Genomic DNA, 26814 nt, shown 5'->3' on the forward strand with positions numbered 1-26814 from the left:
TGTCACGGTTGTCGCGGTTGTCGCGGTTATTGCGGTTTCCGCGCTACTGCTGGTTCTGATCCTGCTTCTGCTGACGCTGCTGGCCCTGCTGGTCCTGGTCGTCAGACTGCTTGTCCTGCTGATCCGGGCCGGAATCCTGCTGATCCTGATCCTGGTCGCGCTGGTTGTGGCGGGCCCGGTTGCGGCGCGCGCGGCGGGCGGCAGAACGGGACTCGTAGCGCGTTTCCTCGCTCGACTCGTCCTGCTCAGAGGCCTGCTGCTTATCGGCCTGCTCGGCGGCCTCCGGCGCCTGGGCGTTGCGGCTGGCACGGCGGCGGGCCGGGCGCTCGTTGCTGTCCTTAGCGGGCTGATCCTCGGCCGTGTCGGCCTTCTCAGTCTTGTCCGCCGGGGCGGCGTCCTGCGCAGCCGGATTCTCGGCGGCGGCGGCCCGAGCGCGGGGCGGCACGGTACCGGTTTGAATGGCGGTGATCAAATCGCCCTTACGCAGCCCGGAGACCCCCTTGAGGCCCTTCTCCGCGGCGATCTTGCGCAGCTCGGTGAGCTTCAGCGACGCGAGGTCGGAAGGTGCTGCGTTGGTGTCCGTATCAGTCACGGATGTCCTTTCGTTGCTTCACCAGCCGCAGGTGGTCAGGTGCGTTGGGCACCGGGCTGGAAGCGTGTGTGGAGTTGGCGACTCAACATCGCCCGCATCGAGGCAGCACCAGACATTAACCAGGCTGCGCGGGAATGAGACGGGGGACGGAGCCGTACTTCAGTGGTTGATCAGACCGTGGACCGGACCGGTGGACCGCACTCCGAGTTCCGCGTGACGCAAGGGCCGTGCGGATCAAAGGTGGAGGGGTGGACGCGTGGTCCGGGAGAACTGGGGCCACAGAAATCGTGGTGCCCCGCTGATCTCCGAACAGTGTAGCGCATGCCGGTGCCCCGTATGCAGTGACCCGCCGGGCTAGAGTGAGTGCATGCTCTCCACCATGCAGAACGTGCCGCTGTCGATCTCCCGGATCCTGGAGTACGGAGCGACCGCCCACGCATCGACGAAGGTCACCACATGGCGCACCGACCATGCGGAGGAGGTCACCTACGAGGACATCCGGGCCCGTGCCTCGGCACTGGCGAATGCGCTGCGCGATGATCTCGGAATCACCGGGGACCAGCGGGTGGGATCATTCATGTATAACTGCGCGGAGCACCTGGAGGTCCAGTTCGGGGTCTCCAGCATGGGGGCGGTGTTTGCGCCGCTCAACAAGCAACTCATGACGGACCAGGTCCGGCACATCATCAACCATGCGGAGATCGAGGTTATTGTCTGCGATCCCCGCCTCGCCGGCCTGCTCGGCAAGGCCCTCGACGGCTGCCGCACGATGCGGGCGGTCGTGTTCACCGGACTTGAACCTCTCGGCCCCCTCGCCGAGAAGATCCCGGATCACCTGGAGGTCCACTCCTATGAGGCGCTTCTCGACGGCCGCTCCACCGTCTTCGACTGGCCCGTCCTCGATGAGAACGCCACCGCCGCCATCTGCTATTCGACGGGCACCTCAGGCGCCCCGAAGGGCGTGGCCTATTCGCACCGTTCCATCTACCTGCAGGCGATGTCGCTGCGGGCCTCCGATTCCTTGGCCGTTTCCCACGGCGAGTCTTTCCTGTGCTGCGTGCCGATCTATCACGTCCTGTCCTGGGGCGTGCCTTATGCCGCCTTCATGTCGGGCACTCCCCTGGTGTTCCCGGATTCGGATGTCTCCGCCCCGACCCTGGCTCGTCTCATCGCGGCGATCCACCCCCGCGTCGCCCACGGCGTGCCCACCTTGTGGATTCAGCTTATCGTCCACTACCTGCATAATCCGCCGGAGCGCATGTCGTTGACGGAGCTGTACGTCGGTGGTTCCCCGGCCCCGCCGATCCTCATCCAGTTGTGGGAGGAGCGCTACGGCGTCGACGTCGTCCACGTGTGGGGTATGACGGAGACATCCTCGGTGGGCACGGTCGCCCGGCCGCCTTCCGGCTCTTCCGGCGAGGCCCGCTGGGCCTACCGCGTCAGCCAGGGTCGGTTTTCCTCCCTGTTGGAGTACCGCGTGGTCAACGACGGTCAGGTGGTCTCCTCCACCGACCGGAACCAGGGCGAGATCCAGGTGCGCGGCAACATTGTCACCGGCTCCTATTACCACTCACCGACCGAGGACGGCGACGGTTCCGCCAGCCAGTTCCGGGGCCGCGAGGTCGACGATGCCGAGGAGCTGTTCACCGCGGACGGGTGGCTGCGCACCGGCGATGTCGGTTCCGTCACCGCCGACGGTTTCCTCACCGTGTCCGACCGGGCGCGGGATGTCATCCGCTCCGGTGGTGAGTGGATCTATTCGGCGATGCTGGAGAATCTCATCATGAATGCCCCGGCAGTCGTCGAGTGTGCTGTCATCGGCTACCCGGACGATAAGTGGGGCGAGCGCCCCCTGGCGGTCACGGTGCTCCACGATGACGTGGAGCCGACGAAGGAAACTGCGGAGCAGCTGCGCGATGAGCTGCGCGCCTCCCTGCCGGGATGGATGCTGCCGGAGTACTGGACGTTCGTGTCTGACATTGACAAGACCTCTGTCGGCAAGTTCGACAAGAAGGATCTGCGCAAGCATCTGGCCGAGGGGGACTTCGAGATCATCAAGCTCAAGGGCCCCGGCGAGAAGGACGTGCCCACCCCAGACGCCGACTAGATTTTCCACGGCCCTTTCATTGCTAATACCCTTCTGTGCTCATTACGATGGTTGAGTAATGGCCGAGAGACTGATCCTGCAGACCCCGCCGCGGCACACCGCCCCGGACGGTGCCCCCACCACGCTCACCGACCGCTTCGGCCGGACCGCCCGTGACCTGCGCGTCTCCCTCACCGACCGCTGCAACCTACGGTGCACCTACTGCATGCCGGCCGAGGGTCTGGAATGGCTGCCCACCCAGGACACGCTCAGCGACGCCGAGGTCATCCGCCTGATCACCATCGCCGTGCGTGACCTGGGCATCCGCCAGGTCCGCTTCACCGGTGGCGAGCCGCTGCTGCGCAAATCGCTGGCCGAGATCATTGCGACCACCACGCAGCTACGCACCGATGAGGGCCGCTCCCCCGCCACCGCCTTGACCACTAACGGCCTGGGCCTGGATAAACGCCTTGCAGAGCTTATCGACGCCGGCCTCCACCGCGTCAACATCTCCCTCGACACCCTCGACCCCGAGCGCTACCTGCGCCTGACCCGCCGCGACCGCCTGCCCGATGTCCTGCGCTCCATCGACGCGGTCCTCGCCGCCGGTCTGCACCCCCTCAAGCTCAACACCGTCGTCATGCCCGGTGTCAACGAGGACGACATTCTGCCCCTGGCCCACTTTGCCCTCGACCGTGGCGCGCAGCTGCGGTTTATCGAGCAGATGCCCCTGGGTCCGCGCCACGAGTGGCAGCGCGGGGCCATGGTCACCGCCGATGACATCCTCGCCCGCCTGCGCACCGAGTTTGAACTCCGCCCCGCAGCAGAACCCCGCGGCGCGGCCCCGGCCGCCCTATGGACGGCGCGAAGCGGAAACACTGAGGGCAGTATCGGCGTCATCGCCTCGGTCACCAGGCCTTTTTGCGGCGACTGCGATCGCACGCGCCTGACCACCGACGGCGCGATGCGCACCTGCCTGTTCTCCCGCACCGAGACCTCCTTGCGGGACCTCCTGCGCGCCGGGGCTGACGATGCCACCCTCGCCGCCGCCTGGGCTGGCGCCATGTACGAGAAGAAGCCCGGCCACGGCATCGATGATCCCGGGTTCCTCCAGCCGGACCGCACGATGTCGGCAATCGGGGGCTGAGATGCGCACCATCGCCGAGCATCTCGCCGCGGTACTCGCCAACACCACGCCCCAGCCCCCGGTGCTTTGCGACGTCCGCGCCGCCCTCGGCCTCACCCTGGCCGCGGATATCCCGGCGCGCCTGCCGGTGCCGCCTTTCACCAACTCCGCGATGGACGGCTTCCTGGTGCATTCCGCCGACCTGGAGGGTGCCGCTCCGTGGACCTTGCCGGTGGCCGGGGATGTCCCCGCCGGCGCCCCACCCCGCGCGCTGGCACGGGGCACGGCGCTCCGCATCATGACGGGCGCGCCCATTGCCAGCGACCCGGAGAAACTACGCGTCATCCCGGTGGAAGATACTGACGTTGCACCGGGTCCGGGGGCGCTGCCGACGTCGATAAGTATCCACCGGATCAGCCCGGAGCGCCGCCACATCCGCCGCGCCGGGGAGAACATCGCGGTCGGAGACACGGCCTTGGCGGCCGGAACGGTGCTGGATGCCGGGGGTGTGGCGGCGGCCGTGTCCTGCGGGATCACGCAGGTCCAGGCCCATCCACGCCCGCGGGTGGCGGTGATCTCCTCCGGTGATGAGCTGCTCGAGCCCGGTGTCATGCCCGGGCCGGGCCAGCTGCCGGATTCCAACCGGGTGATGCTGGCGGCACTGCTCGCCGAGCACGGCATCACCGGGGTCACCGACTACCACTGCGGTGACGGCGCGGGCTCTTTCCGGGCGCTGCTGGATGAGCTCAGCGCCACCCATGACCTGGTGATCACCACCGGCGGGATCTCTGTCGGCGCTTTTGATGTGGTCCGGGAGGTGACGGCGCCGCACGGCGTGTGGTTCGGCACCGTGGCGCAGCGCCCCGGCCAGCATCAGGGCGCGGGCACGTGGAACGGGGTGCCCTTGGTGTGCCTGCCGGGCAATCCGGTGGCGGCGTTTGTCTCCTTCCTCCTCTATATCCCGCCGTTGTTGCAGGCCCTGGCCGGGCGCGAACCGCAGCGCCCGCAGGTGTCCGCACTGCTCACCGGCGACGGGTTGCCCGCGCGCCCCGCGCGGACCGTGCTCGCCCCGGTGCGCCTGATGTACTCGGACGTCGGGATCATGGCCACTCCTTTCCACCGGCATGGTGGTTCGCATCTGGTGGCCTCTCTGGCTGACACCCACGGTCTGGCGGTCGTGCCGCCGGGCGAGGAGCGGCTGGTGGCCGGCGATCCCGTCCGTGTTCTGCTCCGGCTAGGTTAGGAAGATATGAAGTTCACTCATCTTGATAGCGCCGGTGCCGCCTACATGGTCGATGTCACCGACAAACAGCCCACGGTGCGTTCAGCCACCGCGCGGGGCGAGGTCGCCTGCTCCCCCGAGGTGCTCGCCGCCCTGCGCGATGGCACGGTGCCCAAGGGCGATGTGCTGGCTGTGGCGCGTATCGCCGGGATCTCTGCGGCGAAGAAGGTCCCGGACCTGCTGCCCCTGGCCCACACCATCGGGGTCCACGGGTGCGTGGTGGAGCTGGAGATCCGCGAGGATCACGTCGCCATCGAGGCCACCGTGCGCACCGCCGATCGCACCGGCGTGGAGATGGAGGCCCTGACGGCCGTCACCGTCGCCGCGCTGTCGGTGGTCGACATGGTCAAGGGTGTGGACCGTTCCGCTGAGATCCGCTCGTGCCTGATCACCGCCAAGTCGGGCGGGCGTTCCGGGGACTGGTCGCGCTGATCGAGACGATCATCCTCGCCGGGGGCCGCGGCCAGCGCATGGGCGGGGTGGATAAGGCGAGCGTGCTCCTCAACGGCCGCCGCCTTATCGATCACCTCCTCGCTGCCGTGCCCGGGCCGATCATCGTGGTCAGCCCCCATGACCTCCCGCTTCCCGCCGGTGTGCGCCGCGTCAGCGAAGACCCGCCCTTTGGTGGCCCCGTCGCCGGCATCGCCGCCGCCGCGGCCCTCACCAGCGCAGAGCTAGTGGCGGTACTCTCCGTCGATGCCCCCGACTCCCCCGCCCTGATCCCCCTGCTTATCGACGCCCTGCACACCAGCCCCACGGCCGATGTCGCCGTCGCGCGCGCGGACGACGGGTGGGTGCAGCCGTTGTGCGCGGTGTGGCGTCGTCACGCATTGTTGTCGGCACTGGATGCCCTGCCCCGCCAGCGCGACATCGCCGCGAAGAAACTCTTGGCGCAGGCCGCGGCCGTGGAGGTGCCCGGGGTGGGCCTGGATACCGACTACGACACCCTCGCCGAGCTGGCTACCCGCGGTGAGCTCAGCTGACGACGATCTGCCCGCGCTGGCCTTTCTCGGCGTCAGTCATGACGTGGTTGACGAAGGTATAGGTGCCCGGTTCATCGAAGGTGACCTCGACGAACCCGCCCTGCGCCGGGAGCAACGGGAGGACCTGCGCGCCGGTGTCCTCGGCGTCGCGGATGAGGTACTGCCCCTCACTGAAGACGGTGTCGAAGATCTCCCCGACGAGGTGGAAACTCACCGGGTTGTCCGGGCCGACGTCGAGTATCCAGAAGCGGACGGTGTCGCCGACGCGCGCTTGTAGCGGGCTGGTGATGTACTGGTGCGGGAAGCCATTGAAGGCCGTGTGATCATGGTCACCGTCCTTCTCCCCTAACCATACGGCCGAGGCGATGAGCGAATACTCAGCGGTGACCGGTGTGAGATCCGGCGGATCAATGATGACGGCGCCGAACATGCCCTTGGCGATGTGCAGGCTCATCGGCGCGGTGGCGCAGTGATACATCCAGATGCCGGAGCGGTGGGCGACAAACTCATAGACAAGGGACTCTCCGGGATTGATGGTGCGCATCGGCGTGTCAGGGCTGACCTCCCCGGCGTGGAAGTCGACGCTGTGGCCCATGGTGCCGTCATTGATGAGGGTCAGGCGGAACGTGTCGCCGACCCGGCCGCGCAGCGTCGGGCCGGGGGCCTGGCCGTCGAAAAGCCACACCACCTGCTCATGCCCGGGGGCCACCTCCCGCATCTCCTCGGTGACAGTCCACTCCACTTCGTGGACTGCACCCGCCGGAGCAGGAGGTAAAGTCGCGTCCTGTGCCAACGAGTCTGTGGACACGGGACCGCCGCCCGCGCCGACCACGACATCGAGCGCCATCCCCAGCGCCTTATGCCCAGCGACGGTGCACCACCCCTGTATGTCCTGTGTGATTACCCCGGCGTCGAAAGTAGTGGTGTTGCCGGGGGCCAGCAGCGTCGAGCGCTTGTCGGCGAGCTGAAGGTCATGGTTCATGTCATCGTCGTTGCGCAGCTCGATAAGCAGGTGGGTGCCGGCGGGAACCTCGATGACATTCGGGTGGTAGTTCATGTCCCGCATGCTCACCTCGACGGTCATAGGCTCCCCCGAGACAGCCGGGGCGGGGCCGTCGGGGGCGGTGGTACTCAACGTGACTCCCAGGACGATCGCCGCGGCCACGGACAGGCCGACGAGCAACCACGCGGCCCAGCTCACGGATGGCTCATCCTCCGGGGTGGAGGGACGTGCGGGACTACTTCCCAGGGGCAGCGTCATGAGGGTTCCTTCCGGTTTCTGGGTACGACGGCGGCGACCAGCGCCCCGCCCTGCAAGAGCAGACCAAGCGCCATGAGGATCAACCCCGCCGGCCCCGGTGAGATAAGCGTGGCGATACCGCCGAGATTGATGAGGACCAAGCGGGCCACCCCGCCCCGATCGGCCCGGGGTGGGCCAGCGCCAGCGAGGATGGGCAGGAGATGCAGCAGAACGGAGGTGACCAGTTGCAGTAGCCCCGCACCGAGCAAAGCGGGAACCAATATCCGGATCGTCTCCCGGGGGTCGACACCGCGGGCCAGAGCCACCGCATCCATCGTCGACAAAGCGATCATCCAGAGGACTCCGGCGCTCACCCCTATTCCGGAGGTGCGCCAGCGGGAACCATGCAGGGCGGCGCCCAGAATGGGCTGGACAAGCAGGACAGCTGCCACCACCGTGAGCAGGAGGGGGAGGGCGGCGAGGCGGGCGTCGATAAGCAGGAGGACCATGGCACCCACCACTCCGAGCGAATGAACAACCAGTGAGCGGGTGCAGCGGGCGCGGGCACGGGCAGAGATCTGTGCGCCGCTGAGCGTGGGCAGGAGGCTGACGATCGTGCCGAGCACGGTCAACCAGGTAAAACCCCACACGGTGGCACGTGAATGGGCGGCGATCAGCGGGTCATAGGAGCCCACTCCCCTGCCGGCCGCCCACGCGAACACCACCGCGAGAACGAGGAATCCCGCGGCGACCAGATAGAAAGGCACCGTGACCACGACACTGCCCGCCAGTGAGCCTCGCAACCGCCGCCACAGGGCCACCCCGTGCCACAACGACACGACGATGACGGCTGCCGCACCGGCGTCAGCGAGCGGCGACCAGGCAGGCCCGGCATCGCCGAGCAGGAGCAGCAGGATCCCGGCCTGCAATACCAGGACGCGGGCTGCCACCGGCCCACAGGAAGCTGCCGGAGTGCGGGTGAGTGCCTCGGTGAAGTGGGTGGAGTAGACGATGACGGCGGTGGTCAACCCGCCGAGTGTGAAGGGGTGCACGATCGCCCACCAGGTGACGGCCACACCTGCCGCGCTCGCGAGGAGCAGACCAAAGCCGGTCAACGCCCAGACGGCGATGAGGACAGCGGCAAACAAGTGCCAGGTGGCGCGCCGGCGCTGGGAAATATCGGATAAGGCGAGCGTGCTCATCGACGGGCCTTCCTGCGGGCCGCCCGCGCGCTGAGGGTCACGCCGGTGAGCACAAACGCGACAACAGCGACGACGTTGATAATCCCGCCGATCTGCCACCAGGTGACCGCTGCGCGGGCGTCACCGAGTAGACGCAACGCCAGTCCGCCGTGCAGCAGCGCGACCGCGACATACATCACGGGGTGGTACGGCAGGGGACGGCGGATGACAGCGGTGAGAATGATCGGGGCGTGCGCGAAGATCATGGAGATGACGAAGCCGAGGAAGATGGCATGCACCGCGGCGTCGTAGGCGAAACCGGTGGTGCTGCGCGGGACGACCACCCACAGCAGGCCTGCCAGTGCCAGCCAGAGATAGCCGGCGAGCATGCACACCGCGCTGAAACGGGGCAGTCCGCGCGCGCGGACGAGGCGGCGCGCCACGTCCACCCGGGCGGTCACCACCGCGATTGCCACCAGCAGCAGGCCCATGAGCGGGTAGCCGAAATCCGGGTTGAGCACGAAAAGGATCCCAGCAGCGCTCAATGCCAGGACGAGGCCGGTGATCAGCGGTTCGGGGTTAGCGGACGTGACGGGCAGGCGCGCGAGCTCCAGCCTTTCGCCGATGATGGTCGCAACGACGAAAACGACCGCTGGGGGCATCGCGAGCGCGAAACCGCCGCCCCCGAAGCCCCAGAGGAGCGTGGCGCTGACTGCTCCGATGACTCCGGTGGCTTGCGCGATAACTGCGGCGGTGGGTTGGCGGCGGTGGACCGTGGCGTAGATCGCCCCGAGCACGAGGAAACTGCCCGTGAACGCAAGGGCGGGGACGGCGACCGGCAGGCCTGCGAGCAAGCTGACAACGCCGAGAGAACTCAGTGTCGGCCCCGTCCACGCCCAGCGGGTGCGTACCGCGACGGTGCGTTCCAGTCCGATGGCGCCGCCGACGAAACCGAAGATCATCAGGGGGCCGTGGTCGACGGCGAGGCTGGCCGCGCGGGTGCCGCCGAGGTAGCCGAGGAGTGCTAGGGCCGCGGTGAGACCAGTGATCAACGAGATCCCGGCGCAGGCCAGGAAGAAGAATCGATGCCAGATCACCGTCTGCCCTTTTTTCACGGACTTAATCGTACTAAATTGGGTTAGCAGGTGAAAGACCACTCACGACAGGAGTCAACATGGACCTCGAGCTCCCCCTCATCCCCCACCAGCCCACCCCGGACCCCATCCTCATCGCCGCCGCCATCCCCCACCGCCTGCGCCACGGCGCCATCCACGGCGCGCTGGGCACGCTCGACGTCGGCGAGTCGATGATCCTGGTCGCACCCCACAACCCCCTGCCGCTCCTCGCCGAAATCGATGAGCGCGCCGAGACCTTCGACATCAGCTACCTCACCGAAGGCCCCGACACCTGGCGCCTCCGCCTGGCACGGACGTCCTAGGCCTAGAATGGGCAGACATGGCGCCGGACAATCTACTCATCCAGGGTGAGAACCTCCACGCCCTGCGTGAGCTGCACGGCCAAGTCAAAAACGTCCGGCTCATCTACATCGACCCGCCGTACAACACCGGCAGCGCCGACTACCTCTACGCCGACGCCATGCCGCGCGAGCAGTGGTTGCGGTTCATGGTCGAGCGCCTGGAGGCTGCCCGCACCCTGCTTATCGACGACGCCGTGGTAGCCATCCAATGTTCCTTCCACCAGTCCGCCCACCTGGAGGTCACCCTCGACGGGCTCGACTGGTTGCACAAGGTCATGGTCTTCCACGTCCTGGTACGTCACCCCGATCGCGCCTTGACCGCCGACAAGCAGTTCAACGATGTCATGGAGCAGATCCTCATCTACTCCCCCGATCCGCGCTTCCGCATGCCGCGCCGCGAAAAGGAACGTGACCTGACCGACTACCGCTGGGAGGTGGCTCTGGACGGACCCGGCTCTCCCGCCTTGTTCGGCGGGCGGGAGTGCCGCCTCTACCCACCGGAGCAGTGGCGCAAAGTAGAAACCGCACCGGGTGAAGGAACGTTTCGCACCCATTCCATCCGCGGCAGCCTGCGGGAGAAGAATTCCTCGGGGCGCTTCTGGGTCGCTCACCTGGAAGCACTCGACCTGCCCGCGTTGACACTGATCCAGGTGCCGGGCATCGGTGACGACGGGCTGGGCCACCGCTTCTTCCACTCCCCCAAGGCCGGCAACCGCAACGGTTCCTACTTCCAGGGGGTGCCGCAATCCTCGACCGTCACGCGCCTGCCGTACCCGAATTTCCTCGACTTCCACGCCGAGTTCAACCAGGTCGCCGGCGAAGGTGGAGTGAGCTTCCGCAACGGCAAGAAACCGGAAGCCCTGCTGCGCTTGCTCATGGAGATGTTCACCGCACCAGGCGATCTTGTCCTCGACTACCATCTCGGCTCCGGCACGACCGCCGCGGTGGCATTGAAGCTCGGCCGGAGGTTTATCGGCATTGAGCGCGAAGACTTCGCCGAAACAGTGGCGTTGGCCCGCCTTCAGGCTGTGGTCGCCGGGGAGCAGTCGGGAATCTCGTCGGAGGTCGGCTGGTCGGGCGGCGGGGCGGTGACTTTCCGGAAGATCTAATCCAGCCGCTCGAAGATATTCGGCAGCAGCGGGCACACCACCCCGAGGGCATCTTTCACCCCGCCACGCGAGGAGGGCGTGTTAACGATCAGCGCATCCTCCGCTCCCCGCCCCGTCAGACCAATAAGCCCCCGGGACAGACCCGCCTGATTCGTGTTGCCCAAACCCGCGATGAGTACCTGCATCATCAGGCCGGTCAGTTCCACCGCCACGTGCGGAGCCGTTGCCTCCGGGGTGAGGTTGCGCGGCCCCAGGCCGGTGCCACCGACGGTGACGATGACGCGGTGTCCGGCGGCGCGGGCATGTGCGAGCGCTTGCGACACAGCCTCCTGTCCCTCGGGGACGATGAGGGGCCCGGTGACGTGCAGTCCGGCGTCGCAAAGCAGACGCGCGGCGAGATCGCCGGCCGCATTGTCGTGCTCGCCGGCTATAACCCGGTCGCTGACCACGATGACGCTAGCTTTTTTCACTTTCATTCTCCCTCTCCGGCTACCCCAGAGAATACGTCTGTGGACAGACCACCTGCACTGATGTGTTCTACCGCACATTTAGACAACACACATGTTGCCTAATTATGTTCGAGCTTTTCCGTATAAAGTATGGCAATAGTACTTAAACCAGGGTAAACCTGTAGATAACAACCAAAACGGGCGGAATTCTTCCGGCACGCCTGGCCCGGACCATTCGGCCCCTGTCAAGTGAGGTTTGCATGAGCTCAGCTCTCAACACCGACGGACGAGTCCTCCACGGATGGGACCCGGAAAACGAGGAGACCTGGGATTCCGCCATAGCCTGGCGGACCCTGTGGATCACCACTATCACGCTGTTCATGGCGTTCTGCACCTGGTACCTGGTGGCCGCCATCGCCCCCGTCCTCAACCAGATCGGCTTCGACCTATCCACCTCCCAGCTCTACTGGCTGACCTCCCTGCCCGGCCTCGCCGGCGGCCTGCTGCGCCTGGTGTTCATGTTCCTGCCCGCCATCATGGGCACCCGCAAGCTCGTGGCCATGTCCTCCCTGCTCTTCGTCATCCCGATGATGGGCTGGTTCTTCGCCGTCCAGAACACCGACACCCCCTTCTGGTGGCTGCTCGTCCTCGCCTTCCTCACCGGCATCGGCGGCGGCGTCTTCTCCGGCTTCATGCCCTCCACCGGCTTCTTCTTCCCCAAGCGCCTCTCCGGCACCGCACTCGGCCTGCAAGCCGGCCTGGGTAACTTCGGCGTCTCCTTCATCCTGCTGGTCGCCCCGTGGCTCATGGGCATGACCCTGCTGGGCATAGGCTTCGTCGCCCCGCAGCGCGGCGAGGACGGAGACCTGTTTGTTCACAACCCCGCCATCGTCCTCGTACCTTGGGCCATCGTCATGGCCGTTGTCGCCTGGATCTTCCTCAAGGATGTACCCGTCAAGGCCAACTTCCGCCAGCAGATCGACATCTTCGGCAACAAGAACACCTGGATCCTCACCATCGCCTACCTGATGACCTTCGGCGCCTTCTCCGGCTTCGCCGCCCAACTGGCCCTGATCATCAACAACGTCTACGGCGCCAACTCCGACTTCGCCGCCACCTACGCCGTCGACGACCTGCCCAAGGGTGCCGCCTTCGCCTTCCTCGGCCCCTTCATCGGCTCCCTCGTCCGCGCCGCCTGGGGCCCACTGTGCGACCGCTTCGGCGGCGCCATCTGGACCTTCGTCTCCGGCGTCGGCATGACCCTCTCCACCATCGTCGCCGCCCTGTTCCTCACCCCCGACAACCCCGACCAGTTCTGGTGGTTCCTCGGCGCGATGCTCTTCCTGTTCTTCTTCTCCGGCATCGGCAACGCCAGCACCTTCAAGCAGATGCCCATGATCCTGCCCAAGCGCCAGGCCGGCGGCGTCATCGGCTGGACCGGCGCCATCGCCGCCTTCGGCCCCTTCATCGTCGGCGTCCTGCTGTCCATGATGGCCCCGCACGTCTTCTTCTGGGGCTGCGTCGTCTTCTTCGCCTTCGCCACCGCCCTCGTGTGGATCTACTACGCCCGCCCCAACGCCCCCTTCCCCGGCTGACCAAAAGGACCTCCATGACCACCACCAGCTCAGTCAACCCCCTGTTCAAATTCGGCAGCTACCTGCGCAAGGGCCAGGTCACCGACTCCGGCCAGCAACTCTTCCTCAAGGGCGGGCGCCAGGCAGACATTTTCTACCGCAACCGCTGGTCCTTCGACAAGATGGTGCGCTCCACCCATGGAGTGAACTGCACCGGCTCCTGCTCCTGGAAGGTCTACGTCAAAGACGGCGTGATCACCTGGGAATCCCAGGCCGTCGACTACCCCACCACCGGCCCCGACATGCCGGACTACGAGCCCCGCGGCTGCCCCCGCGGCGCCTCCTTTTCCTGGTACACCTACTCGCCGACCCGCATCCGCTACCCCTACGCCCGCGGCGTGCTTGTCGACATGTACCGCGAGGCCAAGGAGCGCCACGGCGACCCGGTGCTCGCCTGGCGCGAGATCGTCGAAACGCCTGAGAAGCGCCACGCCTACGTATCCCAGCGCGGCAAGGGCGGGCTGATCCGCATCCCCTACGACGAGGCCATCGAGATCGCCGCCGCCGCCCACGTCTACACCATCCGCCAACACGGCCCCGACCGCATTGCCGGCTTCACCGTCATCCCGGCCATGTCCCAGGTCTCCTACGGCGCCGGCACCCGCTTCCTGCAGATGATCGGCGGCGTCGCCCTGTCCTTCTACGACTGGTACGCCGACCTGCCGCCCGCCTCCCCGCAAACCTTCGGCGACCAGACCGACGTGCCCGAGTCCGGCGACTGGTACAACTCCAGCTACCTCATGATGTGGGGCTCCAACATCCCCGTCACCCGCACCCCGGACGCCCACTTCATGGTCGAATCCCGCTACAAGGGCACCAAGGTCGTCGTCGTCTCCCCCGACTTCGCCGACAACACCCGCTTCGCCGACGAGTGGCTGCGCATCAACCCCGGCACCGACGCTGCGCTCGCCTTCGCCATGGGCCATGTCATCCTCTCCGAGTTCCATGTCGGCGAGCAGACCCCGTACTTCCTCAACTACATGCGCAAGTACACCGACTCGCCCTTCCTCATCGCCCTCGACGAACGCGAGGACGGCACACTCACCCCGGGCAAGTTCCTCACCGCCAGCCAGCTCGACGATTCCCACGCCGAGCTGCGCGACAGCGCGAACGCCACCCACCGCCTCATGGTGATGCAGGAAGACGGCTCCGTCGTCGACCCGGGCGGCACCGTCGCCGACCGTTGGGGCGAGGACGGTGTGGGCAAGTGGAACCTGCGTCTCGACGACGTCGACCCCATCATGTCCATCGCCGAGACCGGCGAGTACGGCACCGCCGAAGTGCTCTTCCCACGCTTTGACCTCGACGCCGACCCCGCCGACATCGACGGCGACGGCCCCATCGGCGCCGGCGTGGTCCACCGCGGCGTGCCCTACCGCGAGGTCGACGGCCACAAGGTGACCACCGTCTTCGACGTCATGCTCGCCCACTACGGTGTGGCCCGGCCCGAGCTCGGGCTGCCCGGCGAGTGGCCGGCTGACTTCCATGACGCCTCCACCCCGGGCACCCCGGCGTGGCAGGAGGAGCTCACCGGCGTGCCTGCCAACGCCGCCATCCGCATCGGCCGCGAGTTCGCCCGCAACGCCGAGCAGTCACAGGGCCGTTCCCAGATCATCATGGGTGCCGGCGTCAACCACTACTTCCACGCCGACAACATCTACCGCACCTTCCTGGCCCTGACCTCGATGTGCGGCACCCAGGGAGTCAACGGCGGCGGCTGGGCCCACTACGTCGGCCAGGAGAAGCTGCGCCCGATGAACGGCTGGTCGCAGTACGCCTTCGCGCTCGACTGGCAGCGCCCGGCGCGCCAGATGATCACCACCGGCTTCTACTACCTCACCACCGACCAGTGGCGCTACGACAACTCCAAGGCCTCCCGCCTGGCCTCGCCCCTGGCCAACCGCGGCACGGTCGGCGACAAGCACCTGTCCGACACGCTCATCGAGTCGATGAAGCGCGGCTGGATGCCCGCCTACCCGCAGTTCAACCGCAACCCCCTCCTGCTGGCCGACGAGGCCGAGACCAAGGGCATGTCCATCCAGGAGCACGTCGCCGACGAGCTGAACTCCGGGCGCATGCAGTTTGCCGCCGAGGACCCGGATGCCCCGGAGAACTGGCCGCGCATCCTGCTCAACTGGCGCACCAACCTCATGGGCTCTTCGGCGAAGGGCACCGAGTTCTTCCTGCGCCACATGCTCGGCGTCGACTCCGATGCCACCGCCGTCGAACTGGGACCGGAGGAGCGCCCGGAATCGATCAAGTGGCGGGACGAGGCGCCCGTCGGCAAGCTCGATCTGATGCTGACCACGGACTTCCGCAACACCTCCACCACCCTGGTCTCCGACATCGTCCTACCCGCCGCCACCTGGTACGAGAAGAACGACCTGTCCACCACGGACATGCACCCGTTCATCCACTCCTTCAACGCGGCGATCAACCCGCCGTGGGAGGCCCGCACCGACTTCGAGGTCTTCCGCGACCTGTCGAAGTCCTTCTCGGCGCAAGCCGGCCGCTGGCTGGGCACCCAGACCGACCTCATCACCTCACCGCTGGCCCACGACTCCGCAGATGAGCTGTCCATGCCCAACGGCATCGTCCCCGACCTCGCCGCCGAGGGCTATGTGCCGGGCAAGACGATGGCCAAGCTCATCCCCGTCGAACGTGACTACACCAAGGTCTACGAGAAGTGGACCCACCTCGGCCCGCTGACCGCCGAGAAGGGCACCGGCGTCCACGGCACGGCCTACAACGTGGCCAAGCAGGTCGAGGAGCTGGCGCTGATGAACGGCACCTCGGAGACCTCCTCCGGTGAGCGCCCCGACCTGGACACCGCGACGAAGGTCATCGAGATGATCCTCCACCTGTCGGGTGTCTCCAACGGCGAGGTCGCCGCCGAGGGCTTCCGCAACCAGGGAGCACGTGTCGGCGCCGACATGATGGACCTCATCGCCGGCAACGAGAACGACCGCATCGGCTGGGACATGGTCAAGGAACGCCCCGCGGAGGTCATCACCTCCCCGGAGTGGACCGGCTCGAAGAAGAACGGGCGCCGCTACACCGCGTTCTCCATCAACATCGAGTACGACAAGCCCTTCCACACCCTGTCGGGCCGCATGCACTACTACCTCGACCACGACTGGTTCCTCGACTACGGCGAAGCCCTACCCGTCTTCCGCCCACCGCTGGACCGCCTCCACCTCAACGGCGAGACCAACCCCGGCGAGCTGGTGCGCGGCGAGGACGGCAACCCCGAGGTCACCGTCCGTTACCTCACCCCGCACAATAAGTGGTCGATCCACTCCCAGTACTTCGACAACCTGCACGTGCTGTCCATCTCCCGCGGTGGCCAGGTGGTGTGGATGTCGGACAAGGACGCCGCGAAGATCGGCGTCGCCGACAACGAGTGGATCGAGGTCTACAACCGCAACGGCATCGTCTCCGCCCGCGCGATCGTCTCCCACCGCATCCCGGAGGGCACGGCGATCATGAACCACGCGCAGGAACGCACCGTCGGCACCCCGCTCAACGAGAACACCGGCCGCCGCGGCGGCACCCACAACTCGCTCACAAGAATCATGATCAAACCGGTGCATGTGGCAGGCGGCTACGGCCATCTGACCTACGGCTTCAACTACATCGGCCCCACCGGCAACAACCGCGACGAGGTCACCCGCATCCGTCGCCGCTCCCAGGAGGTGCAGTTCTGATGAAGGTTATGGCTCAGATCGCCATGGTGATGAACCTGGACAAGTGCATCGGATGCCACACCTGTTCCGTGACCTGCAAGCAGGCATGGACCAACCGTGAAGGTACCGAGTACATCTGGTTCAACAACGTCGAAACCCGACCCGGCGTGGGCTACCCGCGCGGCTGGGAGGACCAGGACAAGTGGGAGGGCGGCTGGGTCCGCACCTCCTCCGGCAAGCTCAAGCCGAAGGCGGGTGGCCGCCTGCGGAAGCTGGCGACCATCTTCCACAACCCGAAGCTGCCGACCATCCACGACTACTACGAGCCGTGGACCTACGAGTACGACAAGCTCCTGTCCACCCCCGCCAACCAGAACACCCAGCCGACGGCCCGCCCGGTCTCCCAGATTGACGGCCGCGAGATCGACACCATCTCCTGGTCCTCGAACTGGGACGACAACCTCGGCGGCTCCACCGCCACCATGGATGAGGATCCGGTTCTGCACCAGATGAACCTCACCGTGCAGAAGGAGATCGAGGACTCCTTCATGTTCTGGCTGCCGCGCATCTGCGAGCACTGCCTCAACCCGACGTGCGTGTCCTCCTGCCCCTCCGGCGCGATGTACAAGCGCACCGAGGACGGCATCGTTCTCGTCGACCAGGATCACTGCCGCGGCTGGCGCATGTGTGTCTCCGGCTGCCCGTACAAGAAGGTCTACTTCAACCACAAGTCCGGCAAGGCCGAGAAATGTACGCTGTGCTACCCGCGCCTGGAGGTCGGCCAGCCCACGGTTTGTTCCGAAACGTGTGTGGGCCGCCTGCGCTACCTCGGCGTCCTGCTTTACGACGCCGACCGCGTCGCCGAAGCCGCCGCCACCGAAAACCCCCAGGACCTCTACCAGGCGCAGAAGGACATCCTGTTAGACCCGCATGACCCGCGCGTCGTCGACGCCGCCGTCAAGGCCGGTATCCCGCACTCGTGGATCGACGCCGCCCAGCAGTCTCCCATCTGGGACCTCATTTTCACCTACGACGTCGCCCTGCCGCTGCACCCGGAGTACCGCACCCTGCCGATGGTCTGGTACATCCCGCCGCTGTCCCCGGTCGTCGACGCCGTCACCGCCTCCGGCAACGACGGCGAGGACCACAAGGTCCTGCTCACAGCCTTATCGACGATGCGCATCCCCCTCGAATACCTCGCCGGACTGTTCACCGCCGGGGATACCGCGCCCGTCGAGAAGTCGCTGCGCCGCCTGGCCGCCATGCGTTCTTACATGCGCGACATCAACCTCGGCAACGAACCGCAGGAGGAGATCGCCGAGTCCGTCGGCATGAGCGGCAAGGCGATCCAGAAAATGTACAAGCTCCTCGGCATCGCCAAGTACGACGACCGCTACGTCATCCCCACCGCCTCCCCGGAGTCCGCCCGCGGCATCACCTCCCTCGACCCCTTCGGCGACACCGACCCCGCCCAGGCTTTCGCCGACCTCGGCATGGGCGCGCCTGCCGCCTGCCACGAAGAGGCCGCCCCCACAGGCAAGGTGTCCCTGCTCAGCTGGGACGGCGATCGCCCGGACGCCATGTTCCCCGACCGGATCGGTGCGCCCGACGGCACCCAGGCACCCGGTGCCTCCATCAGGAGGGATGAGATGTGAGAAGCGACAAACGCCTGCCCACCGGCAAGGTCCCCGATACCCTCACCCGCCCCGTGGCCGTCAGCGACGAGCAGCGCCGCATCATCGCCATGGCTACCTCCCTGCTGCTCGACTACCCGGGCGATGACTTCGGCGGGCGCCTCGAGGCCGTCGATAAGCACACCGGCGACCTGCCCCTGCCTATCGACGCCGAACTCGCCGCCTTCCTCGACGCCGCCCGCGCCCTCGGACTGCGCGGCATGCAGGAACACTACGTCGAGACCTTCGACCAGAAACGCCGCTGCTCTTTGTTCCTGTCCTACTACTCCGTCGGCGACACCCGCCAGCGCGGCACCGCCATCCTCGCCTTCCGCCAAGCCCTCGAACAACTCGGTTTTGAGGAGCTCAGCGACGAACTCCCCGACCACCTCTGCGTCGTCCTCGAGGCCGTCGCCCACTCCGAGGGGGAACAGCACGCCCAGACCGTCGAGATGCTCGCCGCCCACCGCGACGGCCTGGAAGTACTGCGCACCGCCCTCGACGGAATAGGCTCGCCCTACGCGCATCTCATCACCGCGATCGCCATGGCCCTGCCCGAAATCGATGCCGAGACCACCCACAACTACCTCGACCTCATCCGCTCCGGCCCGCCGGCCGAGCTCGTCGGCATCGGAACCCCGCTGCCGTTTCCCACCGCCCACAAGGACTGATCATGACTGATTTCGACACCTTCCTCTGGGTTGCCTTCCCCTGGCTGGCGATCGCCGCCTTCGTCATCGGCATGATCTGGCGATGGCGCACCGACCAGTTCGGATGGACCACCCACTCCACCCAGATCTACGAATCCAAACTCCTGCGCCTGTCCTCCCCTCTCTTCCACTACGGCATGCTCTTCGTGATCATCGGCCACGTCATGGGCCTGGCCATCCCGAAGTCCTGGACCCGGGCCGTGGGTATTTCCGACGGCGTGTACCACCTCATCGCCACCTACCCCGGAGTCATCGCCGGCATTGCCGCCGTGCTCGGCCTCATCGGGCTGCTCTACCGACGCATCGTCAACCGCTCCGTCTTCCTCGCCACCTCCACCTCCGACAAAGTGATGTACCTCTTCCTCGGCGCAGCGATCCTCTCCGGCTTCATCGCCACCGTATCCCTGCAGCTGTTCGGCGGGCCCCACGGTTACGACTACCGCGAAACCATCTCCCCCTGGCTGCGCGAACTGCTGATCTTCCAGGCCCGCCCAGAACTCATGGTCGATGTCCCCTGGCAGTTCCAGGTCCACGTCCTCGCCGGCTTCACCATCCTCGCCGTGTGGCCCTTCACCCGCCTCGTGCACGCTTTCTCCGCCCCCGTCGGCTACACCACCCGCCCGTATGTGGTCTACCGCTCCCGCGACACCCGCACCGGCCCCGTCAAGGAGCATGTGGCCTGGGAACCGATCCGCTCCCACACCGGTGAACTCGACGAGCGCAAGGAAACCCCCTCCCGGGGTGCCTGATGCGTATCGCCGCAGCCCTCGCCGCCGCCTGTCTGCTCAGCGCCTGCGGCACCACCGATGATCTGACGGTGCTGGGGGCGGCGTCGACACGCGTACTCAACGAATCGCTGGCGGAGAAGTCCCCCACCTCGCTGGAATTCATCAACGCCGGCTCCTCCACCCTCGTCCAACAGCTCGCCGAGGGCTCGCCCGGCGATGTCCTTATCACCGCCGACCAGGCGACAATGGATGCGGCGATCGCCCAGGGCCTCGTCGAGGACCCCCACGTCGTCGCCACCAACACCATGGTCATGGTGGTGCCACAAGGTAATCCGGCGGGGATCCGCGGCGTGGAGGATCTCGGCCCCGACACCGCGCTGGTGCTGTGCGATGAGCAGGTCCCCTGCGGCGCCATCTCGCACCAGCTTATCGACGCCGCCAACTGGGACGTCCACCCCGTCTCCCTCGAACACGCCGTCTCCGACGTACTAGGCAAAGTCGTCTCCGGGGAAGCCGACGCCGGGTGGGTCTACCGCTCCGACGCCGCCGCTGCGGGTGAGGCCGTCGAGGTCATCGAGCTGCCCGGCGCCGCCGATCACCCCAACTCCCTCGTCGCCGCGGTGACCACCTCGGCGGCCGTCGAGGAGGAGGCGCGCGCGTTCGTCGAGCTCCTACGATCCGTGGAGATGCGCCCAGTCTGGGCCGAGCACGGCTTCACCCCGGCCCGCTAGTCTGATCGACATGCCTACACCCCGTCCCGCCCCGCCCCGACCCCCACTGGTGGTGGCGGGACTCGGTGTCATCGGCCTGGTGTTCATCCTCGGTCCCGTCCTGGCGTTAGGGGTGCGCGTGCCGTGGGGGCGCGTCGAGGGGGTTCTCGCCGAACCTGCCACCCATGATCTCCTGCGCATCACCCTGGGGGCCGGGCTGTGGACCACCCTGCTGACAACCCTCCTCGGGGTTCCCCTGGCCCTGTGGATCCAACACCTGCGCCGCGGCGCCAGGCTCGTCCGCCTCCTGGTCCTTCTGCCCCTGGCCATGCCGCCGGTCGTAGCCGGCCTGGCACTCTCTGCGGCGCTGGGACGCCGCGGGCTGACAGCACCGCTTCTCGACGCCACCGGTCTCCAGTTCGCCTTCGCCTTCCCCGGCGTCATCCTCGCCCACACCTTCATCGCCCTGCCCTTTGTCGTCGTCACCGTCGACGCCGCGCTGCGGCAGATCGACCCAGAGATTCCCTCCTCTGCCGCCTCGGTGGGGCTGAAACCAGGTGAAGTGCTGCGCAAGGTGACGTTGCCAGCGGTGGCCCCGGCGCTGGCCACCGGCGCGGGCCTGGCTTTCGCCCGCTCCCTCGGCGAGTTCGGCACCACCCTTACCTTCGCCGGCTCCATGCCGGGTGTCACCCGCACCATGCCGCTGGGCATCTACCTGGAGCGGGAGACCGACCCCGGCCGCGCCTACGTCCTCGGCGCACTGTTGATCACCCTCGCCGTGGTGGTGTTGCTGCTTGCCGCACTGCCCGGACTCCTACGCCGCGAGTACCAGCCCCGCGCGCGTTCCCTGCACTCCCTTGACACCACCCGCCTGCGCGAGCTGACCGCCCCACCCGGCGGCGGGGTGCCCGTGCACGTGGGCGAACACACGCTGCCCGCTAACCGGGTCACCGCCGTGGTCGGGCCGAATGGTTCCGGCAAGACGACTCTCATGCGCCAGATCGGTAGTCCTCATCTCCCCGTCGAGGGGAAGGTGGTCCTGCTCACCCAGCGCCCCGGCTTGCCTACCACCACCACTGCCGCGGGTGCTGTGAGCATGGTGACCCGTTGCACTACCCGCACCCGTGAGCTTCTCGACGCCGCCGGCCTCACCCCCCTCCACGACGTGCCCGTCCCCGCACTGTCTGGTGGGCAGGCCGCCCAGGTGGCCCTCGTCCGGGCCTTGGCCGCGCGACCTGCCGTGTTAATCCTCGACGAGCCGCTGGCCGCCATCGACATTGCCTCGACGACTGCCTGGCGTGGTCTCCTGCATGCCGCCGCCCGGGATCGCACCACTATCCTGGTGACACATGACCCGCTGGAGGTGGCCGGGCTCTCCGATTACCTCCTCGTGCTGGAAGGCGGAGACATCACTGCGGCGGGTTCTACAAGTGAGTTGCTCGCGGTGCCGCCGAATAGTTTCGTCTCCTCGCTGGCGGGGCTGAACCGCATGGAGGGTTCCGTTGTCGAGAAGACACTTGATACAGTGACCATAAGAAATGGGAAACTACTGATCACCGGTATCTCTGCCGAGGAGGCTGGTGATCAAGCGGTGGCAACGTTTCCTCCAGAAGCCACGACGTTGCGGCTGCCTGCCCCATCCGGGGGGCGTACCGATTCGGCGCGCAATCTCTGGCCGGGCACAATTGAATCCATTGAGTCCGCATCTGGTCGTTCTACCGCGGTGGTCACTGTGTCACTGCTCGGTGAGGCTGGTCCCGTGACTGTCTCGGTGCCGGTGACTCGACGTTCGATTCTTGATCTGGGGTTGGCGCCCGGGACGATCGTTGATTGCGTGACTAAGGCCACCGCTGTAACTGTTCATCCGCATCACCCACGCTCTTAAGGAGTGATCCATGACCCCCCGGCCCGCCTCCGAACTCTTTCCCGAGGCACTCCAACTCAGCTCAAAGCAGCGCGAGGTCCTCGATCAGCTGCAGACACACCCGGGGGGCGCGCGTTCCGTTGATTTGGCGAAGCAATTGGGCATGCACGTCAATACGGTGCGCGGTCATCTCGACGAGCTCATTGCCCGTGGTGCCGTGCGCACCACTACCGCCCCGGCGCAGGGGCGAGGCCGCCCGTCCCTGATTTTCCAGGTTCGGGTGCCTGATAATCGCGTGATCGCCGAGGAGTATGTCTCCCTCGTCGAGGTCCTCACGGACATGCTTATCGACGCCACCTCCCCCACCGCCCTCGACCAGGCCCGGGAGATCGGACGTGCGTGGGCTCGGCGCATGACTGGCACGGGATCGGCGTCGACGGTGCCGGAAGCTCTTGACCTGCTTATGGCTCATTTGCGGGAGCTGGGTTTCGATCCGGCCTTGCTTAGTGTTGATGGCTCCGACAACGTGGATATCCATCTGCAGTCATGCCCGTTTGTCACCACGGGTGGTCGCCCCTCGCCGGCGGTGTGTGCCATGCATGAGGGTTATCTGCAGGAGGCGGTGGGCTCTGCACCGGTGACTCTCACCCTCAAACCCTTCTATCCGGCGGGGGCGTGCACGGTGACCTCCCATGATGCCTCTGCCGACGCGGGATGAGGGTTTAGGCGTCGGCGAGCAGCCCCATCGCGGAGAGTTTCCGGATCGGGTGACGGTTCACACGCGGCGGCCCACCATCGGGCGGGATGAACACCACCCCACCGGGCTGCCGTTCCAGCCGGCCGAATTTCGGCGGGGCGTTCGGATCATCATCGTTGCGCCCGTTGTGTACCTTGCACGCGATCGTCATGTTCGGCAGGTTTGTCTCCCCGCCCTTCGACCACGGCTTGATGTGGTGCACCTGGGATAGATCCGCCGGGGTCGTACATTCCGGCGTTGGGCATACCAAAGTCTCCGCTGCCAACAACAACCGTTGTTTCTCGTTGGCGAAGCGCTCCTGGCGGTAGGCGTTGATCCCGCCCTCCAATGGGCTGAAGATCCCGAAGTAGGCGTCCTCCGCCATCCCCTGCGCCGCCAACTCCGCACCGGTCATCGTCGTGCCGTCCGACAGGCCGAAGATGGTCTCGTCCCCCTCCTGGCGCAGTATCTCCACGTACTTGTTCTTCGGGATCAGCACGAAAGGACGCGGCAGCGGCGGGGAGGGCACACCCTCGCCCACTGCCCCCACTAGCTGACGGTAGGCGGCGATGCCCTTCGCTTCCTCATACCCCAAGGTGGCATCCGAGTCGCGCAGCTGTTTGATAATCGGATCCAGGTGCGCGTTGACGTGGGCGGCTTCCCGCTCCAGCAGCGTCAAAGAAAAGGTCCGTGTCCCAAAAGGATCGGTGTTCTTGCCGCCCTTCATCGATCGCAAACGCCAGCCATCATCCTCGCCGGGGGCCTGCCGGTTGTATGCCGCCACCCGCGCCGCCGCTTCCTGGTCAATCTCAGCGACGGTACCGCGCAACTCGCACAGCTCCACCCGCACCTCCATCGGCGTGACGGCAGCCTTCGGTGAGAGCTTGCGTAGGTGCTTTTCGATCACCGCCACCGCGTCCGGTGACAACGGTGCCGCCGCTTCACGGGCCGCGGCCTGCAGTTTTTTGTATCGGGTCGGCCCGAAATAGATCTGCGACATCCGCTCCCACAGACCCGCGTCCCGGATACCGCACTCATCCAGATGCGCGCGTGTGAGCGCACCGGCAGCGATATCGCCGAATACGCGCATGGCCCGGAGGGCTGCCAACGCTTGAAGAGTGTCCATGCCTCGGACGATAAACGACACCACGGAAGCGTCGATAAGCAATCGCCCCGGCCTGTGGATAACTACCAGTTATCCACAGAAACATACCGAACATCTGCTCGGAGCATTGACAGCGCCCTCGCCGGCGACTAAGCGCGGGAAACCTCGACGTTGACGGGGCCCGCGACATCGAGTTCGATGACACGCAAGCCACCGGCGCGGGCTTCGTCGAGGATCTTCGGGTCGACCGGGTCGACGGACAGCACCATGCAGGTCGGGCCGGCGCCGGAGAGGTAGGCGGCGTAACCACGGTTGCGCAGGCGGTTGACCCACTCGGCGGTCACGGGCAGGACATCAGCGCGGTACGGCTGGTGCAGGCGGTCGCGGGTACCCTCCCACAACAACTCGGGGTGATTCTGCAGTGCCACGGTCATAACAGCGGTGCGCGAAACGTTGAAACGCGCGTCCGTGTGGGTGACGTGGCTCGGCAAGACGCGGCGCACGGCCTGGGTGGAGGCCTGGAATTCCGGAACCAGGGCGGTCGCGCGGATGCGCGGATCCACCGGCACGGCGACGGCCCTGTAGCCCGGCTGGGAGCCGTCGACGGGGGTGGTCGTCCAGGAGACGACCGCTGAGCCGAGCACCGAGGCGGCCGCGTTATCCGGGTGGCCCTCGAAGGCGGAGGACAGTTGAACGACCTGCGCCTCGTCGAGGGGGAAACCGGCCAGCGCATTCGCCGCGACGACACCGGCGACCGCCGCCGCGGCAGAGGATCCCAGGCCGCGGGACTGCGGGATGTTGTTGGTGCACACCACGCGCAGCCCGGGGGCCTCGGCCTGCGCGGCGTTCAGCCCGGAGCGGATGGCCTTGACCACGAGGTGGGAGGAGTCGCGGGGCAGATCTTCTGCTCCCTCGCCGAAGACTTCGACCTCCAGTCCGGAGTCGGTGACTTCCACCTCGACGGTGTCGTAGATGCCGACGGCCAAGCCGAGGGTGTCGAAGCCCGGCCCCAGGTTCGCCGAGGAGCCGGGGACGGTGACGGTCGCTTTAGTGCCGACCTCAAGCTGGATGCTCAATCGACAGACCTTCCTAGATCAGACGCAGCACGGAGTCGACGGCCTTGACGGCCGGGGCCTGCTTGAGGTCATCGACGGTGGCGGCCAGGTCGGATTCGCGGGCGGAGTGGGTGACCACGATGAGGCGGGCGTGGTCGCCGGACTCCTCCTGGCGGACAGTCTTGAGGGAGATGTCGCGGGAGGCGAAGATAGCGGAGAGCTCGGCGAGAACGCCGGTGCGGTCCTCGACCTCCATGTCGATGTGGTAGCGGGTGCGCACATCTCCCAGGTCCGCGACGGGCAGGTTGGCGTAGGTGTTCTCACCGGGGGCACGGCCACCGTGGACCTTGTTGCGGGCCGCGCCGACGAGGTCACCGAGGACGGCGGAGGCGGTCGGGGCACCGCCGGCGCCGTTGCCGTAGAACATGAGGCGGCCAGCGGCTTCGGCCTCGACGAAGATGGCGTTGTAGGACTCGTTGACGGAGGCCAGCGGGTGGTCGACCGGCACGAGGGTCGGGTGGACGCGGGAGGCGACGGCCTCGTTGCCGTCGTGGTCGGTGATGCGCTCGCAGATGGCCAGTAGTTTGATCACGTAGCCGGCGTCGCGGGCGGCGGCGATGTCCTCGGCGGTGACCTGGGAGATGCCCTCGCAGGAGACGTCGTCGAACTTGACGCGGGTGTGGAAGCCCAGGGAGGCGAGGATGGCGGCCTTGGAGGCGGCATCATGGCCCTCGACGTCGGCGGTGGGATCGGCTTCGGCGTAGCCCAGGCGGGTGGCCTCGGCGAGGGCGTCGTCGTAGGTGGCGCCGGTGGATTCCATGGCGTCGAGGATGAAGTTGGTGGTGCCGTTGACGATGCCGGAGATGCGCAGGATGTTGTCTCCGGCCAGGGAGCGGCGCAGCATACCTACGACGGGGATGGCGGCGGCGACGGCGGCCTCGAAGTAGAGGTCGACGTTGGCGGCGTCGGCGGCTTCGGCCAGCTCATCGGCGTGGGCGGCGACGAGCGCCTTGTTTGCGGTGACCACGGACTTTCCGGCGCGCAGGGCGGCGAGGACGAGTTCGCGGGGGTAGTCGATGCCGCCGATGACCTCGACGACGATGTCGACGTCCGCGCGGTTGATCAGCGACATGGCGTCGTCGGTGAGCAGCTGCTTATCGACGCCCGCGCGCGGCTTCGACAGGTCAGACACAGCGACACCCTTCAGTTCCAGCGGGCCACCGATGCGGTGGGCCAGCGCGTCGGAGTATTCGCCCATGAGGCGCAGCACCTCCGAACCGACGGTGCCGTGGCCGAGAATGGCGATACCGACCGGCTCACCGGCTCCCTTGCCGGGGTTGTAGCTGGGCTGGGTGTTCTCGCTCATGGTGCTCCTGGGTGTTGTGGTG

The 26814-nt window shown here is 66.8% G+C and carries 23 protein-coding genes; 15 read left to right on the top strand and 8 right to left on the bottom strand.

The features are described from left to right. Nucleotides 1–43 precede the first annotated feature (43 nt). The gene (locus tag Q4G50_RS10675; protein ID WP_303377649.1) at nucleotides 44–592 is read right to left on the bottom strand and encodes a Rho termination factor N-terminal domain-containing protein; all 549 of its coding nucleotides are present in this window, start codon (nucleotides 590–592) and stop codon (nucleotides 44–46) included. A 367-nt stretch (nucleotides 593–959) separates the two neighbouring features. Here Q4G50_RS10675 and Q4G50_RS10680 point away from each other — a divergent pair, with 367 nt between their 5' ends. The 5 genes from Q4G50_RS10680 to Q4G50_RS10700 are packed head-to-tail and all read left to right on the top strand — an operon-like array spanning nucleotide 960 to nucleotide 6069. Then, nucleotides 960–2699, top strand: coding sequence for a long-chain fatty-acid--CoA ligase (locus tag Q4G50_RS10680; RefSeq protein ID WP_303377650.1), 1740 nt, complete (start codon nucleotides 960–962; stop codon nucleotides 2697–2699). A 58-nt stretch (nucleotides 2700–2757) separates the two neighbouring features. Next, on the top strand, nucleotides 2758–3825 hold the full coding sequence (moaA, locus tag Q4G50_RS10685; protein WP_303377651.1) for a GTP 3',8-cyclase MoaA: 1068 nt from the start codon (nucleotides 2758–2760) through the stop codon (nucleotides 3823–3825). A 1-nt stretch (nucleotide 3826) separates the two neighbouring features. Continuing rightward, complete coding sequence (gene glp, locus Q4G50_RS10690; protein WP_303377652.1) at nucleotides 3827–5047, top strand: gephyrin-like molybdotransferase Glp; 1221 nt, start codon at nucleotides 3827–3829, stop codon at nucleotides 5045–5047. A 6-nt stretch (nucleotides 5048–5053) separates the two neighbouring features. Further along, nucleotides 5054–5518: a cyclic pyranopterin monophosphate synthase MoaC gene (moaC, locus tag Q4G50_RS10695; RefSeq protein WP_303377653.1), complete on the top strand. Its 465-nt coding sequence runs from the start codon at nucleotides 5054–5056 to the stop codon at nucleotides 5516–5518. Beyond that, nucleotides 5467–6069, top strand: a complete 603-nt coding sequence (locus Q4G50_RS10700) for a molybdenum cofactor guanylyltransferase (protein WP_303377654.1) — start codon at nucleotides 5467–5469, stop codon at nucleotides 6067–6069. The genes moaC and Q4G50_RS10700 overlap by 52 nt, the downstream gene beginning before the upstream one ends. Here Q4G50_RS10700 and Q4G50_RS10705 read toward each other — a convergent pair. The 3 genes from Q4G50_RS10705 to Q4G50_RS10715 are packed head-to-tail and all read right to left on the bottom strand — an operon-like array spanning nucleotide 6062 to nucleotide 9605. Continuing rightward, nucleotides 6062–7330, bottom strand: a complete 1269-nt coding sequence (locus Q4G50_RS10705; RefSeq protein ID WP_303377655.1) for a multicopper oxidase domain-containing protein — start codon at nucleotides 7328–7330, stop codon at nucleotides 6062–6064. The two genes, Q4G50_RS10700 and Q4G50_RS10705, sit on opposite strands and share 8 nt — an antisense overlap. Beyond that, nucleotides 7327–8511: a beta-carotene 15,15'-monooxygenase gene (locus Q4G50_RS10710; protein WP_303377656.1), complete on the bottom strand. Its 1185-nt coding sequence runs from the start codon at nucleotides 8509–8511 to the stop codon at nucleotides 7327–7329. Before Q4G50_RS10710 ends, Q4G50_RS10705 begins: the two co-directional genes overlap by 4 nt. Then, nucleotides 8508–9605, bottom strand: a complete 1098-nt coding sequence (locus tag Q4G50_RS10715; protein ID WP_303377657.1) for a hypothetical protein — start codon at nucleotides 9603–9605, stop codon at nucleotides 8508–8510. The genes Q4G50_RS10710 and Q4G50_RS10715 overlap by 4 nt, the downstream gene beginning before the upstream one ends. Nucleotides 9606–9664: 59 nt before the next feature. On the opposite strand from Q4G50_RS10715, the gene Q4G50_RS10720 reads away from it, so the two are divergent. Both Q4G50_RS10720 and Q4G50_RS10725 read left to right on the top strand, forming a co-directional pair. Then, nucleotides 9665–9928, top strand: a complete 264-nt coding sequence (locus Q4G50_RS10720; RefSeq protein ID WP_303377658.1) for a DUF2249 domain-containing protein — start codon at nucleotides 9665–9667, stop codon at nucleotides 9926–9928. A 17-nt stretch (nucleotides 9929–9945) separates the two neighbouring features. After that, complete coding sequence (locus Q4G50_RS10725; RefSeq protein ID WP_303377659.1) at nucleotides 9946–11076, top strand: DNA methyltransferase; 1131 nt, start codon at nucleotides 9946–9948, stop codon at nucleotides 11074–11076. Here Q4G50_RS10725 and Q4G50_RS10730 read toward each other — a convergent pair. Next, nucleotides 11073–11552 carry a molybdopterin-binding protein gene (locus Q4G50_RS10730; RefSeq protein ID WP_303377660.1) on the bottom strand — a complete coding sequence of 160 codons (480 nt, stop codon included), beginning with the start codon at nucleotides 11550–11552 and terminating at the stop codon, nucleotides 11073–11075. The genes Q4G50_RS10725 and Q4G50_RS10730 overlap by 4 nt on opposite strands. A gap of 233 nt (nucleotides 11553–11785) precedes the next feature. Here Q4G50_RS10730 and Q4G50_RS10735 point away from each other — a divergent pair, with 233 nt between their 5' ends. Genes Q4G50_RS10735 through Q4G50_RS10770 form a run of 8 tightly spaced genes read left to right on the top strand, consistent with a single transcriptional unit; the run spans nucleotide 11786 to nucleotide 23248 of the window. Continuing rightward, a complete protein-coding gene (locus Q4G50_RS10735; protein ID WP_303377661.1) occupies nucleotides 11786–13120 on the top strand; it encodes a NarK/NasA family nitrate transporter in 1335 nt (444 codons plus the stop codon). Between the two features lie 14 nt (nucleotides 13121–13134). After that, nucleotides 13135–16866, top strand: a complete 3732-nt coding sequence (locus Q4G50_RS10740; protein WP_303377662.1) for a nitrate reductase subunit alpha — start codon at nucleotides 13135–13137, stop codon at nucleotides 16864–16866. Then, entirely contained in the window at nucleotides 16866–18500 is a 1635-nt protein-coding gene (gene narH, locus Q4G50_RS10745) for a nitrate reductase subunit beta (protein ID WP_303377663.1), read from the top strand. The genes Q4G50_RS10740 and narH overlap by 1 nt, the downstream gene beginning before the upstream one ends. Beyond that, nucleotides 18497–19189, top strand: coding sequence for a nitrate reductase molybdenum cofactor assembly chaperone (gene narJ / locus Q4G50_RS10750; RefSeq protein WP_303377664.1), 693 nt, complete (start codon nucleotides 18497–18499; stop codon nucleotides 19187–19189). Before narH ends, narJ begins: the two co-directional genes overlap by 4 nt. 2 nt (nucleotides 19190–19191) lie before the next feature. Further along, entirely contained in the window at nucleotides 19192–19977 is a 786-nt protein-coding gene (gene narI, locus Q4G50_RS10755; RefSeq protein WP_303377665.1) for a respiratory nitrate reductase subunit gamma, read from the top strand. Further along, entirely contained in the window at nucleotides 19977–20687 is a 711-nt protein-coding gene (gene modA, locus Q4G50_RS10760; protein WP_303377666.1) for a molybdate ABC transporter substrate-binding protein, read from the top strand. The genes narI and modA overlap by 1 nt, the downstream gene beginning before the upstream one ends. Before the next feature lie 10 nt (nucleotides 20688–20697). Then, nucleotides 20698–22551 carry an ATP-binding cassette domain-containing protein gene (locus tag Q4G50_RS10765; RefSeq protein ID WP_303377667.1) on the top strand — a complete coding sequence of 618 codons (1854 nt, stop codon included), beginning with the start codon at nucleotides 20698–20700 and terminating at the stop codon, nucleotides 22549–22551. A gap of 10 nt (nucleotides 22552–22561) precedes the next feature. Then, nucleotides 22562–23248, top strand: coding sequence for a metalloregulator ArsR/SmtB family transcription factor (locus tag Q4G50_RS10770; RefSeq protein ID WP_303377668.1), 687 nt, complete (start codon nucleotides 22562–22564; stop codon nucleotides 23246–23248). A 4-nt stretch (nucleotides 23249–23252) separates the two neighbouring features. Here Q4G50_RS10770 and Q4G50_RS10775 read toward each other — a convergent pair whose 3' ends face one another. The 3 genes from Q4G50_RS10775 to Q4G50_RS10785 all read right to left on the bottom strand — a co-directional run bounded on the left by Q4G50_RS10775 (nucleotide 23253) and on the right by Q4G50_RS10785 (nucleotide 26792). After that, nucleotides 23253–24392: an HNH endonuclease signature motif containing protein gene (locus tag Q4G50_RS10775; protein ID WP_303377669.1), complete on the bottom strand. Its 1140-nt coding sequence runs from the start codon at nucleotides 24390–24392 to the stop codon at nucleotides 23253–23255. A gap of 128 nt (nucleotides 24393–24520) precedes the next feature. Beyond that, a complete protein-coding gene (thrB, locus tag Q4G50_RS10780) occupies nucleotides 24521–25447 on the bottom strand; it encodes a homoserine kinase (RefSeq protein ID WP_303377670.1) in 927 nt (308 codons plus the stop codon). 13 nt (nucleotides 25448–25460) lie between these two features. Continuing rightward, the gene (locus Q4G50_RS10785) at nucleotides 25461–26792 is read right to left on the bottom strand and encodes a homoserine dehydrogenase (RefSeq protein ID WP_303377671.1); all 1332 of its coding nucleotides are present in this window, start codon (nucleotides 26790–26792) and stop codon (nucleotides 25461–25463) included. Nucleotides 26793–26814: the final 22 nt, after the last annotated feature.

Source organism: Corynebacterium sp. (assembly GCF_030538285.1).
Lineage (GTDB): Bacteria > Actinomycetota > Actinomycetes > Mycobacteriales > Mycobacteriaceae > Corynebacterium.

Coding starts and splice junctions, on each gene's coding strand:
- Q4G50_RS10680 (WP_303377650.1), top strand. CDS start 960: ATGCTCTCCACCATGCAGAACGTGCCGCTGTCGATCTCCCGGATCCTG.
- moaA (WP_303377651.1), top strand. CDS start 2,758: ATGGCCGAGAGACTGATCCTGCAGACCCCGCCGCGGCACACCGCCCCG.
- glp (WP_303377652.1), top strand. CDS start 3,827: ATGCGCACCATCGCCGAGCATCTCGCCGCGGTACTCGCCAACACCACG.
- moaC (WP_303377653.1), top strand. CDS start 5,054: ATGAAGTTCACTCATCTTGATAGCGCCGGTGCCGCCTACATGGTCGAT.
- Q4G50_RS10705 (WP_303377655.1), bottom strand. CDS start 7,330: ATGACGCTGCCCCTGGGAAGTAGTCCCGCACGTCCCTCCACCCCGGAG.
- Q4G50_RS10710 (WP_303377656.1), bottom strand. CDS start 8,511: ATGAGCACGCTCGCCTTATCCGATATTTCCCAGCGCCGGCGCGCCACC.
- Q4G50_RS10720 (WP_303377658.1), top strand. CDS start 9,665: ATGGACCTCGAGCTCCCCCTCATCCCCCACCAGCCCACCCCGGACCCC.
- Q4G50_RS10725 (WP_303377659.1), top strand. CDS start 9,946: ATGGCGCCGGACAATCTACTCATCCAGGGTGAGAACCTCCACGCCCTG.
- Q4G50_RS10730 (WP_303377660.1), bottom strand. CDS start 11,552: ATGAAAGTGAAAAAAGCTAGCGTCATCGTGGTCAGCGACCGGGTTATA.
- Q4G50_RS10735 (WP_303377661.1), top strand. CDS start 11,786: ATGAGCTCAGCTCTCAACACCGACGGACGAGTCCTCCACGGATGGGAC.
- Q4G50_RS10740 (WP_303377662.1), top strand. CDS start 13,135: ATGACCACCACCAGCTCAGTCAACCCCCTGTTCAAATTCGGCAGCTAC.
- narH (WP_303377663.1), top strand. CDS start 16,866: ATGAAGGTTATGGCTCAGATCGCCATGGTGATGAACCTGGACAAGTGC.
- narI (WP_303377665.1), top strand. CDS start 19,192: ATGACTGATTTCGACACCTTCCTCTGGGTTGCCTTCCCCTGGCTGGCG.
- modA (WP_303377666.1), top strand. CDS start 19,977: ATGCGTATCGCCGCAGCCCTCGCCGCCGCCTGTCTGCTCAGCGCCTGC.
- Q4G50_RS10765 (WP_303377667.1), top strand. CDS start 20,698: ATGCCTACACCCCGTCCCGCCCCGCCCCGACCCCCACTGGTGGTGGCG.
- Q4G50_RS10770 (WP_303377668.1), top strand. CDS start 22,562: ATGACCCCCCGGCCCGCCTCCGAACTCTTTCCCGAGGCACTCCAACTC.
- Q4G50_RS10775 (WP_303377669.1), bottom strand. CDS start 24,392: ATGGACACTCTTCAAGCGTTGGCAGCCCTCCGGGCCATGCGCGTATTC.
- Q4G50_RS10785 (WP_303377671.1), bottom strand. CDS start 26,792: ATGAGCGAGAACACCCAGCCCAGCTACAACCCCGGCAAGGGAGCCGGT.